Annotated in this window: 14 protein-coding genes and 1 riboswitch; of the genes, 7 read left to right on the forward strand and 7 right to left on the reverse strand. The window is 68.8% G+C overall.

What is annotated here, in order from left to right:
- The 4 genes from D7V80_RS34690 to D7V80_RS34700 all read right to left on the reverse strand — a co-directional run.
- Positions 1-1469 (reverse strand): PKD domain-containing protein (locus D7V80_RS34690; protein WP_233585936.1); only part of this gene is annotated, 1469 nt, incomplete at its 3' end.
- Positions 1470-1510: 41 nt separating this feature from the next.
- Positions 1511-2755 carry an Ig-like domain-containing protein gene (locus D7V80_RS34695; RefSeq protein ID WP_120592170.1) on the reverse strand — a complete coding sequence of 415 codons (1245 nt, stop codon included), beginning with the start codon at positions 2753-2755 and terminating at the stop codon, positions 1511-1513.
- A 222-nt stretch (positions 2756-2977) separates the two neighbouring features.
- Positions 2978-3415: a hypothetical protein gene (locus tag D7V80_RS41550; protein WP_147447309.1), complete on the reverse strand. Its 438-nt coding sequence runs from the start codon at positions 3413-3415 to the stop codon at positions 2978-2980.
- A 193-nt stretch (positions 3416-3608) separates the two neighbouring features.
- Positions 3609-5111, reverse strand: coding sequence for an acetyl-CoA acetyltransferase (locus tag D7V80_RS34700; protein WP_120592171.1), 1503 nt, complete (start codon positions 5109-5111; stop codon positions 3609-3611).
- Positions 5112-5218: 107 nt separating this feature from the next.
- Between D7V80_RS34700 and D7V80_RS34705 the strand changes: the two genes are divergently transcribed.
- Positions 5219-5812 (forward strand): DUF2239 family protein, encoded by a 594-nt coding sequence (locus D7V80_RS34705; RefSeq protein WP_120592172.1) that lies wholly within the window; start codon positions 5219-5221, stop codon positions 5810-5812.
- A complete protein-coding gene (locus D7V80_RS34710) occupies positions 5809-6822 on the forward strand; it encodes an NADP-dependent oxidoreductase (RefSeq protein ID WP_120592173.1) in 1014 nt (337 codons plus the stop codon). The genes D7V80_RS34705 and D7V80_RS34710 overlap by 4 nt, the downstream gene beginning before the upstream one ends.
- A 246-nt stretch (positions 6823-7068) precedes the next feature.
- On the opposite strand, the gene D7V80_RS34720 is transcribed toward D7V80_RS34710, so the two are convergent.
- Together D7V80_RS34720 and D7V80_RS34725 are read right to left on the reverse strand one after the other, a co-directional pair.
- Entirely contained in the window at positions 7069-7725 is a 657-nt protein-coding gene (locus D7V80_RS34720; protein WP_158616746.1) for a DUF4328 domain-containing protein, read from the reverse strand.
- 168 nt (positions 7726-7893) lie between these two features.
- Positions 7894-9336, reverse strand: a complete 1443-nt coding sequence (locus D7V80_RS34725; protein WP_120592175.1) for a PLP-dependent aminotransferase family protein — start codon at positions 9334-9336, stop codon at positions 7894-7896.
- A gap of 83 nt (positions 9337-9419) precedes the next feature.
- Here D7V80_RS34725 and D7V80_RS34730 point away from each other — a divergent pair, with 83 nt between their 5' ends.
- The 4 genes from D7V80_RS34730 (at position 9420) to sthA (ending at position 13472) form a co-directional block, all read left to right on the forward strand.
- Complete coding sequence (locus D7V80_RS34730; protein WP_120592176.1) at positions 9420-9875, forward strand: cupin domain-containing protein; 456 nt, start codon at positions 9420-9422, stop codon at positions 9873-9875.
- 74 nt (positions 9876-9949) lie between these two features.
- Positions 9950-10621 (forward strand): hypothetical protein, encoded by a 672-nt coding sequence (locus D7V80_RS34735; RefSeq protein WP_120592177.1) that lies wholly within the window; start codon positions 9950-9952, stop codon positions 10619-10621.
- 179 nt (positions 10622-10800) lie between these two features.
- On the forward strand, positions 10801-11982 hold the full coding sequence (locus D7V80_RS34740; protein WP_147447310.1) for a PPC domain-containing protein: 1182 nt from the start codon (positions 10801-10803) through the stop codon (positions 11980-11982).
- A 92-nt stretch (positions 11983-12074) separates the two neighbouring features.
- Entirely contained in the window at positions 12075-13472 is a 1398-nt protein-coding gene (gene sthA, locus D7V80_RS34745) for a Si-specific NAD(P)(+) transhydrogenase (protein WP_120592179.1), read from the forward strand.
- Positions 13473-13542: 70 nt separating this feature from the next.
- Here sthA and ahcY read toward each other — a convergent pair whose 3' ends face one another.
- Positions 13543-14973, reverse strand: a complete 1431-nt coding sequence (ahcY, locus tag D7V80_RS34750; protein WP_120592180.1) for an adenosylhomocysteinase — start codon at positions 14971-14973, stop codon at positions 13543-13545.
- 92 nt (positions 14974-15065) lie between these two features.
- A riboswitch (S-adenosyl-L-homocysteine riboswitch) is annotated at positions 15066-15138 on the reverse strand.
- 224 nt (positions 15139-15362) lie between these two features.
- On the opposite strand from ahcY, the gene D7V80_RS34755 reads away from it, so the two are divergent.
- The coding region (locus D7V80_RS34755) for an SDR family NAD(P)-dependent oxidoreductase (RefSeq protein WP_120592181.1) at positions 15363-15552 on the forward strand (190 nt) is incomplete at its 3' end.

The raw sequence follows: 15552 nt of genomic DNA on the forward strand, positions 1-15552 counted from the left end.
CCGTCACCGTGAACTACAGCATGGTGGGCGGTGCTGGCGGTGGCTCCGTTCGAGCCCCTGAAATTATAGCCCATGCCACCGCCAGCACCGCCCACCATGCTGTAGTTCACGGTGACGGGGTAGCCATACGGGTTCGCCTTCTTCAGGTATGAGGTGACGACCTTGACGCACGTCACCGTCCCGCCAGTCAGGTTGATTGAGAAGGTCTGGGTCGTCTTCTGTCCGCTCGCATCCTGGATCACCAGGGTGATGAGTGAAGAAACTCCCAGCGACGGGGCCGTCCAGTTGACCTCGCTCCGAGAGGCGCTGGTGACAGGAGTTCCCAGCGTGCCGCCGCTGGCGCTCCACGTGAAGGTCAGCGCCGCACCCTCGGGGTCGTAGGCGCTCACGACCAGCTTCACCGTTCCGTTCACGGCCACGGTGTCGGTGGATTGGAAGAGCTCATCGATGACGGGGGGCCGGGTGGGAATCTGGGGCAGCCCCACGTTGATGCCCAACTGGCCCGTCGTGCTCCCACCGCGTCCATCGTTCAAGCTCACCGTCACCTTGCACACCGCGCTCGCGGGGGCCGTGGCCGGCGCCGTCCACGTTGGACGCTGCTGCGTGTCCGCGCTGAAGCTGCCGCCGCAATCATCCGCCCAGCTGTAGCTGAGCACATCGTTGTCGGCATCCACCGCCGCCACATCCAGGCTCACGACACCCCCAGGAGCCACCTGGCCGGACGGAGTACCCGTCACCAGGGTCGCCACGGGCCAGGTGTTGAACGCGACGGCGACATCCGCCGAGCCCCTGGCACGCACCACGGCGACCTTCAAGGAGATGCCCGCCTGGCCGCCCTTCCCATCCGTCACGCTCACGTTCAGCGAATAGGTTCCCTCCGTGGCCGGTGCGGTCCACGTCGGGCTGGCGGTGGTCGCGTCGACGAAGGTGCCACCGCTCGCCGTCCAGGCGTAGCTGCGCGCGTCGCCATCCGCGTCCGTGTCGGTGACGGCGAGCGTGACGGACTCGTTCACGTCCACGCGGCTGGTGGAGGCCGTGAGGCCGGTAATCCTGGGCGCGCTGTTGACGAAGGGCGTCGGCGCCGTCGTCTGCTGTAGGACGATGACCACGGCGGCCGTGGCGCTCGAGGTGATGGTGACGCCGGTGGCCTGGCCTTCATAGACCTGGGTGTCGGAGGAATCGAAGGCCTGGGCGCGGAAGGTGCGGTTGGCGCCGGCCGGGATCGCACCGAGGACGGCCCTCCACTGGCCGCCGGTATTCTGCAGGTTGGCGACAATGTCAGCGGAGAGGTCCGCGGCGCTCACCGTGAGGGTGACCCTGGCCACGTCCGAGGTCGAGAGGGCCTGGGCCGAGACGGCGATGTCGGCCGAGCCCTCCTGGGAAGGAGCGGGAGCGGGAGCGCAGGCCGCGAGCGTCATGAGGAGCAGCGGGAGGAGCGCCAGGGATTGGAATGGGTGTGGTCGATTCAAGGGGTTCCCAAAAGGAGCAAGAGGTTCACTGGAAACGCGGGCTAGGGAAGGCTGACGGTGAAGCTCTGCGTCGCCTGCACTCCGGCCGCGTCCATGACGACCGCGGTGAGGGTGAAGGGGCCGCCGCTGGCGGGCGCGGTCCACAGCACTTCGCTCTGGAACGCGGAGGTGGCCGGGGTGCCCAGCGTGCCGCCGCTGGCGCTCCAGGTGAAGGACAGGGCGGTGCCCTCCGGGTCGTGCGCCACCACGAGCACGTTCACCACCCCGCCCGGCTCGACGGTGCTGGCGGACTGGAAGGTCTGGTCAATGACGGGGGCGGCGTCGGGGACGTCCGGCAGGCCGATGGTGATGCCGAGGGAGCCCTGGGTGCTTCCGCCGCGGCCGTCATTGGGCGCGACAGACACGGTGCAGGTGCCACTGGACGGCCGGGTGGCCGGAGCCTTCCAGGTGGGCTTCTTGACGGTGGCGTTGTTGAAGCTGCCGCCGCAGTCGTCGCTCCAGCTGAACGTCAGCAGGTCGCCATCCGGGTCCACCACCGTCACGCCGAGCTCCGTGCTGCCACCGGGCAGCAACTGCCCCTGGGTGACGGACACCTCGCTCACCACGGGCCAGGTGTTGAAGGACGTCGTCACCGTGGCCTTGCCCTTTGCGGCCAACACGTTGATGACCAGGGAGAAGCCGGCCTGGCCGCCCTTGCCATCCGTGACGCTGACGTCGAGGGTGAAGGGCCCCTCGGTCGTGGGCGCGGTCCAGGTGGCCCCTGCCTTCGTGGCGTTGGCCAGGGTGCCCGCCGTGGCCGTCCAGGCGTAGCTCAGCGTGTCGTTGTCCGCGTCCGTCGCCGTCACCGAGAGCGTGGTGGACTGGCCCGGCTCCAGCTGGGTGGAGGACGCCACCAGCGAGCTGATGCGCGGGGCGCTGTTGCTGAAGGGCGTGGGAGCCGTCTTCTGCTGCAACAGGATGAAGACCGCCGCCGTCGAGTCCTGGGAGATGGTGACCCCGGTGACCTGCCCCTCGTACAGCAGGGTGTTGGAGCCGTCATAGGCCCGGGCCAGGAAGGTGCGGCCGGAGCCCACGGGAATCCCTCCCAGGGTTCCGCTCCACTGTCCGGCCGTCTTGAACAGGTTGCGGGAGATGTCCGGCGTGATTCCGGAGCCGCTCACCGTCACGGTGACACGGCTGATGTCATTCTCCGTCAGAGCCTGGGCGGAGACTCCAAGGCTTGCCTCGCCCACGCCTTTGCCCTCGCTCGTCTCCGCGCCGCAGGCCACGGCCAGGGCGAGCGCCAATGCAGCGACAAACAGATTCAGCGGACGGAGGGAGACCCTCCTCGGTATTTGCGGCATCAATGATCTCCAGATGGGATTTGACGAATCCCAGGGACTCGTCGTGGGGCGCAATGGAAGGCGTTCCCTGAGACAGCTGTAATAGGAGAGTCAGTGACGGGCAAAATCGATGCAGACAAAGTCTGCGCCCGCTTGCGTCAAGGGTCCCTCTCGCCCCATCCGAGGTCACTTGAGAATCCCCTGTTTCAAGTCTCCGCGGAGCCTCGGATGCCTTCCTTCAGGAGAATGGGCAGACGTTGAAATCAACCCCGCGGACGCTGGAGCTGACGGGGCCAACACAGCGCGAGCAGATGCGAGGTTCGCGGACGTCTGGGTCGTGGGCACGAGAGACGAATTGTGGATGCGGTGGTTGTAATACAGGCCGGATGTCGTGGTGTTCGTGCTGGTCGTTCCAGGTATTGAACAGGCCATGGGGATGATGTCGAAGCCGCCGGCCTGCGAGGCCGCGTCGACAATCGTCTTCGCCCGCGTCCACACCGCGCCGTTGTTCACGTCGCTTCCGCTCTCGCCATTCACCGCGATGTAGGCGCGCTCGTAGTAGTCATTGGACGTCGGGTTGGCGTTGTCGAACGACACCGGGTAGTAGTGCCAGTGCGCATACACCCGCTTCGCCGACGCCCGGAAGGTGGTGCGCGGCGCCGCGGTGAACGGCCACTCACAGGGGCCTCAGTCCGGCCCGCATCTTCCTGTCGCGCCATCACGAGATGGATGGCGCGCTCCACGGGTGGGCAGGCTCCATTGTCGCGGTGGAGCTGAACGGGCCGCCTCAGAAAAACTGTATTTCAATAAATGAAAGCTAGACCCGGCGCCAGAGGACGTCCCCTCCGGGTCCGGCGACGGCGTGCCCTTCCGTGCCGACAGGTTCCTCCTTCCCGTCGCACAGGAAGCCGATGCCCGCGGTGTCCTGCGCCGGGACCTTCGCGAGGAAGCGCTCACCGGATGCCCCTCGCGCGACGATGACGCCGAACCGGGGGCTGCCGTCGCGTTCGTACAGCACCGTGTACGTCTCGATACGGCCAGGGCCCGTGAAGTCCTCCACGAACGGAGGGACGGGACCGCGCGCGGCGTCCGCTTCCGCCTGATGCTCAAAGGCCTGGGGCAGTGTTCCGGCGGGCGGGGGTTCTCGCGTGAGCACGAGGCTGTGGTTGTACGTCGCGAAGCCGCCGTTGCCGAAGAGCAGGCCATGGCGCCCCTGCTCGCGCAGCCGCTGCACCATGCTGACCACCGCGTGGCTCATGTAGTTGGCAATGGGGCCACCGCCGAACGTGAGGCCGCCGAACTCGGTGGCGGACTTCTCCAGCGGCCAGCCCAACACCCGGCGCGCCATCTTCGGCACGCATGGGAAGCAACTGTAGAGCTCCACGAAGTCGAGCATGTCGACGGTCAACCCATTCAACTCCAGCGCGCGGCTCAGCGACACCGCCATGCTCGGCGAGCTTGCATAGCCATCGCGCGCGAGGAAGTCCTCCGGCTCATGCGCCGCCGCGCCCCGGCCCACGTACACGAGGCGATCCTCCGGCACTCCGCGCGCGAGCGCGTTCGCCAGGCTGGTGACAAGGAATCCCGCGCCCTGGTTGACGGCGCTGTTCGCCACCATTCGCTTCCAATACGGAAACGCGATGGGCCGGTTGGACGGCGAGGGCGTGACAATCTCTTCCACGGACAAAGGCTCACGGAGCCACGCTCCCGGATTTCCCGCCGCGACCTGCGAGAACCGCGACCAGAGTTCCCCACTCTCCCGCTGCGCCTCCGCCAATGTCTGCCCATACGCGGCACGGCCCGCGTTCTCATAGAGGGGATAGACGTCGACCGGTGAGTTGAGGCCGTAACGCTTCCGGTAGGCCGCGTGCGCCTGGACGCCAATGCGGGTCGCGGCGTTGTGCGCGGAGGGCGCATCCCCCGCGGCCAGCGCCGCGCGCCGGGCCGCCGTGCGCAGCGCCTCACCACCCACGACCGCCGCGACGTCCACCGCCCCGGAGGCGATGCGGTTGGCGGCCTCGTGGAGCAGCCGCACCGGGCTGTCCCCGTTTGCTTCCGCCGTCTGCTCATGAAGGCGCGGCCGGGCGCCCAGCCGCTCCGCCAGCGCGAGCGGCAACGGCCCCATCTGCTGGAACGAGAGCTGATCCACCACCGCCAGCGAATCCAGCCGGGAGAGCCACCCACCGCCTGCATCCGCGTCCGCCGCTCGCAGCGCGGCCTCCATCAAGCCCAGCGAATCCAATCCCCGCAGCGGATCCTCCGTCCGGTCGTTGATCTGCCCCACGCCCACGATGACGGGAATCCGGTTCGCGTCCTTCATGCCTCGCCTCCTGACCAACCTGCTCCCACGGCCAGCCATCCCGGTCAACGCGCACATATTACCCGGGTAGAATTGACGCCCATTTCTACCCGGGTAATATCCCCGACATGCCTTCACCTTCCGTCACCTGGACCGCCTTCTTCGGCCAGCGCCTGTTTGTCTCCGGCTCACCGGCCGAGGTCGTCACCGCCGCCAAGGGAGCACTCGACGCGGACGAGCATGAACCGCTGCTGTTGTTCGACGACGCCACGGGCCAGACGGTGGACTTCCACCTGCGCGGCACGCTGGAGGAGGTGCTCGCCCGCCTCCAACCCGCGCCGGACCCGGCCGCCGAGTCCTCCGAGCCCCGAGGCCCTGGCCGCCCGAAGCTCGGCGTGGTGGCCCGAGAGGTGACGCTGCTGCCCCGCCACTGGGAGTGGTTGTCCGAGCAGCCCGGCGGCGCGTCCGTGGCCCTGCGCAAGCTGGTGGAGGCCGCTCGCGCGAACAGCGGTGACGCCGACCGTGTCCGCCGCGCCCAGGCCGCCGCGGACCGCTTCATGACCACGATGGCCGGCAACGCGCCGGGCTACGAAGAGGCCGCTCGCGCGCTCTACGCGGGCGACCGTACCCGCTTCAACAAGTGGACCCGGAGCTGGCCGGACGACATCCGCGACTGCGCCCGGAGGCTCGCGGCCCCCGCCTTCACCAAGGAGGCTCCGTGAACCATCAGTGGGTGCTGAAGTCGCGTCCCCACGATGAAGTCTCCGATGCCTGCTTCGAATGGCGCCGGACGTCCATCCCCACTCCGGGTCCCGGAGAAGCGCTGGTGCGCGTCGTCTGGCTCGCCATCGAACCCACCCAGCGCACGTGGCTCAATCCCCACGCGACCTACATCCGGCCCGTCGAGCTCGGCGAGGTCATGCGCGGCGCAGGTGTCGGACAGGTCATCGCGTCCCGCTCCGAGCGGCTGGCCGTGGGCGACTGGGTGACGGGCATGACGGGCTGGCAGGAGTACGCGCTGGCCGGTGACGCGGGCCTCTTCGGATTCAACAAGGTGCCGGACGGCATCGACCCCAAGGCCATGCTGAACCTCTACGGCGCCAGCGGGCTGACCGCGTGGATTGGCATGACGGACGTGGGCCGCGCGGCCCCAGGTGAAACCGTCCTGGTCTCCAGCGCGGCGGGCAGCGTGGGCTCCATCGCCGGGCAGGTGGCGCGGCTCCGGGGCTGTCGTGTCATCGGCATCGCGGGCGGAGCGCACAAGGCCGACCAGGTCACCCGCGTCGCCCGATTCGACGCCTGCATCGACTACAAGTCCGAGGACGTCCGGACACGCCTCCAGGCGCTGGCCCCCAAGGGTGTGGATGTCTTCTTCGACAACGTGGGCGGGCCCGTCCTGGAGGCGGCGCTGGACCACCTGGCGGTGCGCGCCCGCGTGGTGCTCTGCGGCGCCGTCTCGTCCGGCTACAAGGCCCGGGACTACGGCGCCACGCCTCGCAACTACATGCAGCTGGCCTTCCAGCGGGCGCGCATGGAGGGCTTCATCTTCCTGGACCACGTCCCCCGCTTCCCCGAGGCCTTCCGGGAGCTGTCCACCTGGGCGGCCCGGGGAGAGCTCGTCCTGACGGAGACCATCGCCGAGGGACTGGAGCAGGCGCCGTCCGCCCTGCGCGGCTTGTTCGAGGGCCGCAACCTGGGCAAGCAGCTGGTCCGCGTCGCGGCCCCTGTCTGAGCGCGGTAGCCTGTCACCTTCCACCTCACGCACGGCGCCGCGGATGAAACTCCAGACCCCGCGCAGGACGAGCGCGAGCTGCTCAAGGCCGACGCCGCGGTCGTCACCGGCATCACCACCCTCAAGGGGCACTCCGGCAAGACGCGGTTCGAAGGCGACTTCCAGTTCACCGGCACCTGGGTCTACCGCGAGGGCCAGTGGAAGCTCGCCGCGAGCCACGCGACCCGGCTGTCCCGGTAACCCGCCTCACGCCGCTTCGGCCCTGGCCTCCGGCACAGGGCCGTCCCCGAACTCCAGCCCGTCGCGCCGCTGGTCGAGCTGCTCCTGGAGCGCCCGGATGATCTGGACGCTGAAGAGGGCCATGGCCAGGGCGGAGCCCGCGGCGATCAGGCCCACCAGGGCGCCAGTGGTCGCCATGCCCCCGTCCGCCGTCTCCAGCTTCCCGATGATCCGCTGGTCCACCTGATTCATGATCCGCGACAGGACGTTGGCCCCCCACCACACGGAGAGGGGAAGCGCCGCGGCGAAGTGCGCCCCGCCCAGCCGCGTCGCGACCTCCTTCATGAGGTGGTAGGGCTTCACCCAGTTGGCCAGGGGAATCAGCCACCACCAGACCGCCATCGCGGGGGAATCCCCGATGTCCTGCCCCAGGGCCTTGAGCTGACGGACGACCCGGTGGAACCACATCAGGAGGAAGACCTGGGCCAGGAGGCCTCCCCCGACGTTCAGGAAGATCACGCCCGTGGCGGGCAGGCCCCGCACCTCTTCGGTGAACACCCCCAGGAACAGGAGGGAGTGGAGGCCCAGGCTCAGCAGGTCCGTCGCCGCGGCGAACTGGAGCGCGGTCACCGCTCGCCGAGCTCGGCCACGGGAGTCGGGCACCTCCAGGGCGGAGAGCCGCATGCACTCGCGGCACTGGCCGTTCTCCTGTTCGCACCCCGAGCAAACATATCTTCCACACCGCGCGCAGGTGCGCACCGCCTCCCTTTCGGGATGCTGCGGACACACGGCATGCGACTCCACTTCCCCCTCGACGGCACTGAGCATGAAGAGAGGGATTAGGACCTGCCTTCAATCCCTCGTCAATCCCACCCCCGATACAAGACTGGCGCCCAGCCGCCGGAGCCCCTCCGGAATGCGCGCGGCGGGAATGCCGCCATAGCCCAACACCAGCCCTGGCCGGGCGCGCGGTCCCATGAAGTAACGCGACAGGGTGATGAGCCCGACGCCCGACGCCCGGGCCCGGGCCACCGTCTCCCGCTCCAACGCCACGCCCCCTCGCCGGAACGTCGCGCACAGGTGCAGGCCCGCCACGGAGGGCACCACCTGGAGCCAGTCGCCGCAGTGGCGCGAAAGCCCCTCCGCCACGCGCGCGTGCCGCGCCTCGTAGTCCCGCCGCATCTTGCGGATGTGCCGCGCCAGCAGCCCGCTGTCGATGAACCGCGCGAGCGCGGCCTGCTCCGGCACCGGGCTGTGCCAGTCCATCACGCGCCGGGCCCACCGCAGCTCCCGCTGGAGCGACGGCGGCGCGACGAGGAACCCCATCCGCAGCATGGGGACCATCACCTTCGAGAACGAGCCCACGTAGAGCACCCGCCCGGAGCGGTCCATCCCATGCAACGTCTCCAGGGGCCGGCCGCCAAAGCGGAACTCGCTGTCGTAGTCGTCTTCAATCACCACCGCGTCCCGCCGCTTCGCCCACTCCAGCAGCGCCACCCGGCGCGCGGGCGACATGGGCATGCCCAGCGGGAATTGGTGCGACGGCGTGACGTAGACGAGCCGCGCGGTGTCCGGCAGCGCCGCCACGTCCAGCCCCTCCGCGTCCACCGGAACGGGCACGACGCGCGCCCCCAGCGACTGGAACACCTGCCGCGCGGGCGGATAGCCCGGCTCCTCCATGGCGACGCAGTCCCCCGGCTCGATGAGCACCCGGCCCACGAGGTCCAACGCCTGCTGCGCGCCATTGGTGATGAAGACGTCGTCCACCTCCGCGCGCACGCCCCGCGAGACGCCTACGTGCCGAGCCACCGCCTCCCGCAGCCCCCGGTGTCCCGCCGCGTCCACGTAGCCCCCGGACACCGTGGCGGACCGCAGCTGGCGCGCCACCAGCCGGCGCCAGGACTCGAAGGGGAAGCCCGAGACATCCGGGCTGCCCACCCCGAAGTCATACGCGGCGGGGGCGAGCGGCGCGGGCAGGTCCGGCAGTGAGCGCCAGAAGGCCCGGGCGCGCAGCGGCACCTGCGCCTCCCGCCCTGCCCTGCCACGCGGCCGGGATGCCTCCCCCTGGACGAAGCTCCCCGCTCGCGTGCGCCCCGTGATGAGGCCTTCGGCGGTGAGCCATTCATACGCCACGCCCACGGTGTTGCGCGCCACGTCCAGGCGCAGGGCCAGCTCGCGGGTGGGCGGCAACCGCTCCCCGCGTCGCAGACGTCCGTCCAGGATGGCCGCGCGCAGCCCCCGGTAGATCTGCCCGGCCAGGTCCCGGCGTCCCCGGAGCTCCACATGGAAGTCCATGCCGCATCCTCCCATGGATTGGCCCAATGGAATTCGGCAATCCTGGCCCTGCCACCGGGCCAGCGGAGGACCATCCTGCCGGCATGACCGATTCCACCTACGCCTCCCACCCCGTCGACTCCGAACGCATGCCGTGGATCCCCATGGGCCGGCCCGGGCTCGCGTTCAAGCCTCTGCGCTTCTTCCGCGACGGCAGCGGCTGGATGTACCTCTTCCGGCTGGAGCCCGGCACCCTCATCCCCCGGCACCGCCACGTCGGCGAGTCGCACGCCTTCAACATCTCCGGGCGCCGCCAGTTGCTCGACACCGGCGAGGTGATTGGCCCGGGCACGTATGTCTATGAGCCGCCCGGCAACGTCGACAGCTGGCAGGTCGTGGGCGACGAACCCCTGGTCCTGCACATCACCGTGAAGGGCGGCATCGAATACCTGGGCGACGACGGACAGATCCTCAGGAGCGTGAGCCCCGCGGAGCGGCTGGAGACGTACCGCCGCTGGTGCCAGGAGCACGGCGTGGAGGCGCTCGCCACCATCGAGTGACGAATGCGGTTGCCCCGGCTTCCGCCCCCGGGCAGGAGGAGGCCTGGCCCCCCTCACCGGAAGGAAGACCGCCCATGCCGCCCAGGCCCGCCGCACCACCCCAGCTCCAGTCCGCGCCCGAAGCGCTGCGCAAGTTCGTCGAGAGCCTGCTCACCCTGGACGTGGAGGAGCCCTGGGCCCAGCCCACGGAGGTGAAGGAGACGGGCGCCGCGCCCTGGCGGCCGCCCAATGCCTACACGCTGGTGATGGGGAGCCTGGACGTCGAAGGCAACGTGCTGGTGGAAGCCGCCGGGCATGACGAGGGCGTCCTCGTCGTGTTCGGCGACGTCACGTGCCGCAACCTCTTCGTCGGCGTGGGCTTCACCTTCGTCTGCACCGGCACGCTGCGCGTGAAGGAGACGCTCGTCGCGACCTCGATGGACAGCGTGACGTACGCGGCGGGAGTGGTGGAGGCGGAGGTCGTCGACTCCGGCTCCGGCGCGTGGCTCACCCTCTTTGGAGACGCGTCCCAGCTGCACGTAAAGCATCTCACGTATTACGTGATGAACGGCCGCAAGGTCATCAAGTCGCAGAATCCTCCCGACCTGCGCACGCTTGTCGTTCCAGAGGTCCTCGACCTGGAGGAATGGGATTCCCTCTCCGCGGAGGAGCAGGCGGATGAGGACCCGAAGGACATCATCAAGCTGGACGCGGGAGCGGCCCGCGAGCGCCTGGCCCGCGGCGAGAGCCTCTTCCTCTCGCCCTGAGGAGCCCGCCTGGCTCCAGCTTCCGGCCCGCGCGCTCCGTGCGGGCCGTCCTCACGCGGAATGTCAGACACGCTTGATAGCTTGCGTACTGTCCGAGGCCGGTCGGACGACAGGCTTTCGCCGCCCCCCTTGGCGACAAGCGTTCTCACAAACCGAGGAACATCTTGAGACATCTTGGATTGAAGTCTTTGGCCGCCGTGTGGCTGACGTGTGCCCTGACGGGCTGTGGCGCGGAGCTGGAGCAGGGCGCGGAAGCGGAGCTGGAGAACCCTACCGAGGCCGCTGAACAGGCCCCGGTGAAGGAGAAGGGGCCTCCGCCGGAGCGGCGGCTCCAGGCGGAGGCCGTGGACTGCACCAGCACCAGCACGCTGACCAACGGTGTGCCGGCGTCCGGCGTGGGCCAGGAGGCTGGCGCCTGGTCCTGCATCTACAAGCTCTCTGTGCCCACCGGGGCCACCCGCGTGGAATTCACCACCAGCGGAGGCACTGGCGACGGCGACCTGTACGTGCGCCGGGGAGGCACTCCCTCGGAGGCGACGAATGACTGCAAGTCGGCCGGCAGCTCCAGTTCGGAGAGATGCACCCTCTCGGTGACGTCGTCCGGCATCTACTACGCCCGGATGTATGGCTACAGCACGTTCTCCGGCGCGACCATCACGGGCACGTACACCCTGACCACCGGTCAGCCGGGCTGCACCAGCACCAGCCCCATCACCAACAACTCGCCCACCTACGGCCTGAGCGCGGCTCCCGGGACCTTCTCCTGCGACTACACGCTCGAGGTTCCGTCGGGGGTCACGAGCCTCGCGTTCAACACCTACCTCGGCTCCGGTGGAGTGGCCCACCTCTACGCGAAGCGAGGCAGCTCACCCACGCTGGCGTCCTATGACTGCAAGGGCACCACGGGCAGCGGCAACAACCAGACGTGCTCCGTCACCAATCCCGCGGCGGGCACCTGGCACGTCCGCGTGTACAACGCGGACACCTACATGACGCTCACCGGCGCGGCCCTGCGCGGGTACTACACCACCGGCGGTACGGGGGACCCGGGCACCGGCACGCTGACGAACAACGTTCCGGTGACGGGCCTGTCGGGCGCGCAGGGTTCGTACCGCTACTGGACCATCAGCGTGCCGGCCGGGAAGAGCTCGCTGCTCGTGCAGACGATGTTCGGCACGGGAGACGCGGACCTGTACGTGCGCCAGGGTTCGAAGCCCGAGGACTCCGTCTACGACTGCCGCCCCCTGACCGGTGGCAACACGGAGTCGTGCCTCATCAACGCCCCCGTCGCGGGCGCCTACCACGTGATGCTCAAGGGCTACACGGACTACTCCGGCGTGACGCTGAAGGCGTCCTACTGAAGTCGTCCCAGGAACCCTGATGTGTGAAGCAGTGCCCGGCCCCCAGGTGATTTCTTCCCTCGGGGCCGGGGTTGGGGGAACACTCCGGACCCATGAGCGCTCGGCGGTTCGACGTGGTGGTCCTCGGCTCCGGTCCCGGCGGTGAAGGGGCCTCGATGAAGGCGGTGAAGTCCGGCCGCAAGGTGTGCACCGTGGAGCAGGGAGCCCTGGTGGGCGGCGCCTGCACCCACACCGCCACCATCCCCTCCAAGGCCCTGCGCCACGCCATCCAGCGGCTGTTGGACGTGCAGCAGGACCACCCGGAGATGCGGGCGGAGCTGGCCCGCCACACCACGCTCAAGGACATGATGCGCGTGGCGACCACCGTCGTGTCCAAGCAGGTGCAGTTGCGCACCACCTTCTATGAGCGCAACCGCGTGGAGCTGGTGACGGGCCGCGCGAGGTTCCGGGACGCGCACACCGTGGAGGTCACGGAGCCCCGCGGCTCCGTGGAGCTGCTCCACGCGGACGCCTTCGTCATCGCCACGGGCTCCCGGCCCTACCGGCCCGCGGGCGTGGACTTCCGCCACCCGCGCATCTTCGACTCGGACACCATCCTCAAGCTGCGCGAGTCCCCGCTGTCGATGATCATCTACGGCGCGGGCGTCATCGGCTGCGAGTACGCCTCCATGTTCCGGATGCTCGGCGTGAAGGTGGACCTGGTGAACACGCGCGACCGGCTCCTGTCCTTCCTGGACGACGAAATCTCGGACGCCCTCTCCTACCACCTGCGCGAACAGGGCGTGCTCATCCGCCACCAGGAGGAGATGGTCTCCGTGGAGCCGCACGACGACAGCGTGGTGCTCCACCTGAAGAGCGGCAAGCGGCTGAAGGCGGACGTCTTCCTCTGGGCCAACGGCCGCTCCGGCAACAGCCAGGACCTGGGGCTGGAGGCGCTGGGCATCGCGGTGGACTCGCGCGGGTGCATCCAGGTGAACGACGGCTACCAGACGTCCGTGCCCCACATCTACGCGGTGGGAGACGTGGTGGGCGCCCCGTCCCTGGCGAGCGCCTCCTATGATCAGGGCCGCTTCGCCGCCACGCACATCGTGGAGGGGCGGATGGAGCACAAGCTGGTGAAGGACATCCCCACCGGCATCTACACCAGCCCCGAAATCAGCAGCCTGGGCCGCACCGAGCGCGAGCTCACCCAGGCAGGCGTCCCCTACGAGGTGGGCCACTCCTTCTTCAAGAGCCTGGCGCGCGCGCAAATCACCGGCCGCACCGTGGGCATGCTGAAGCTGCTGTTCCACCGGGAGACGCGAGAGATTCTCGGCATCCACTGCTTCGGGGACAACGCCTCCGAAATCATCCACATCGGCCAGGCCATCATGGCGCAGGACTGGCCGGGCAACGGCATCGACTACTTCATCAACACGACCTTCAACTACCCCACCATGGCGGAGGCGTACCGCGTGGCGGCGCTCAACGGCCTCAACCGGCTGTTCTGAAAACACGAAGGGCACCGCGGGCTCTTGAAGGCCCACGGTGCCCCGGAGGTGTCAGGTCAGGACGCGCCGCTTAGTAGCGGTAGGTGTCCTGCTTGTAGGGGCCGCTCTTCTCCACGCCGATGTAGTTCGCCTGCTCGGGGGTGAGCTCCGTGAGCTGGGCGTTGAGCTTCTTCAGCTGGAGCCGGGCGACCTTCTCATCCAGGTGCTTGGGCAGCACGTACACCTTGCCCACCTGGTACTTGTCGCTGTGCGAGTACAGCTCGATCTGCGCGATGGTCTGGTTCGCGAAGGAGCTGGACATCACGTAGCTGGGGTGGCCCGTGCCGCAGCCCAGGTTCACCAGACGGCCCTTGGCCAGCAGGATGATGCGCTTGTTGTCCGGGAAGATGATGTGGTCGACCTGGGGCTTGATCTCCTCCCACTTGTACTTCTCCAGGGAGGCGACCTCGATCTCATTGTCGAAGTGGCCGATGTTGCAGACGATGGCCTGGTCCTTCATCTTGGCCATGTGCTCATGGGTGATGACGGACTTGTTGCCCGTGGCGGTGACGAAGATGTCCGCCTTGTCCGCGGCGTAGTCCATGGTCACGACGCGGTAGCCCTCCATCGCGGCCTGGAGCGCGCAGATGGGGTCGATTTCGGTCACCCACACCTGGGCGGACAGCGCGCGCAGGGCCTGCGCGGAGCCCTTGCCCACGTCGCCGTAGCCCGCGACGACGGCGATCTTCCCGGCCACCATCACGTCCGTGGCGCGCTTGATGCCGTCCACCAGGGACTCACGGCAGCCGTAGAGGTTGTCGAACTTGCTCTTCGTCACGCTGTCGTTGACGTTGATGGCGCGGAACAGGAGCGTGCCCTTCTGGGACATCTCCTGCAGGCGGTGCACGCCCGTGGTCGTCTCCTCCGTGACGCCCAGGATCTTGGCGCTCTTGCGCGAGTACCAGGTGGCGTCCTCGGCGAGCTTGGCCTTGATGGAGGCGTACAGCTCGCGCTCCTCCTCGCTCTGGGGGTTGGCGATGACGGACGGGTCCTTCTCCGCGCGCTTGCCCAGGTGCATGAGCAGCGTGGCGTCACCGCCGTCGTCGAGGATCATGTTCGGACCCTCGTGGTCGCTGCCGGCGGGGCCGAACTCGAAGATGCGGTGGGTGAAGTCCCAGTACTCCTTGAGGGACTCGCCCTTGTGGGCGAACACCGGGGTGCCGGCATCCACCAGCGCGGCGGCGGCGTGGTCCTGCGTGGAGAAGATGTTGCACGAGGCCCAGCGCACCTGCGCGCCCAGCGCCTGGAGCGTCTCCACCAGCACGGCCGTCTGGATGGTCATGTGCAGCGAGCCCGTGACGCGAGCGCCCTTGAGCGGCTGCTGCTTCGCGTACTCCTCGCGGATCGCCATGAGCGCGGGCATCTCGCTCTCGGCGATGCGGATCTCCTTGCGGCCCCAGCTGGCGAGCTTGAGGTCGGCGATGGAGTAGTCCTGATTCTGCTTCTGGGTAACCGCGGTCATGGTGTGGCTCCGGATCCAGGGTGGCGCGCCTGCTGGCAAGGAAGAGGCCGTGCCCTGGAAAGAAAGGCCGCCTCACCCTCGCAAGAAACGCGTTCAGGTGAGCGCCGTTGGGTCATTCGGCTTCGAGCCTGGGGCCGGGAAGGCCTCGCAACGCTCCTCGAAGTCGCGGGGGAAACTACGGGAAGGCGCCCTGAATTTCAAAGGGAGATTGGCGCCCACCGGGAGGGGCGCCAGTCCCATGTAGGAGTGGGCGGGAGGACACCCGCCCGCCCCCACGTCCGCCTTCCTGGGGGCAGGCCAGGAGCCCCCATCGCCAGGGCAATCACACACCGAGCCACCCGCGGCGCGCGGAGTTTCAACCCCTGAGGCCATCCTGGCAGGCTGGGGCCATGACGGACCTCATCCTGACTGGTGCCTCCCGTGGGATTGGCCATGCACTGGCATTGGCGCTGGCCTCGTCCAGGGACACGCGGCTTCTGCTCGTGGCGCGTGACGCGGGCCGCCTCCAGGCGCTGGTGGCGGACGTGGAGCGGCTCGGGGGCCGGGCGCTCGCGGTGCCGGGGGACCTGGGGACGTTGG

Source organism: Corallococcus sp. CA054B (assembly GCF_003611625.1).
Lineage (GTDB): Bacteria > Myxococcota > Myxococcia > Myxococcales > Myxococcaceae > Corallococcus > Corallococcus coralloides.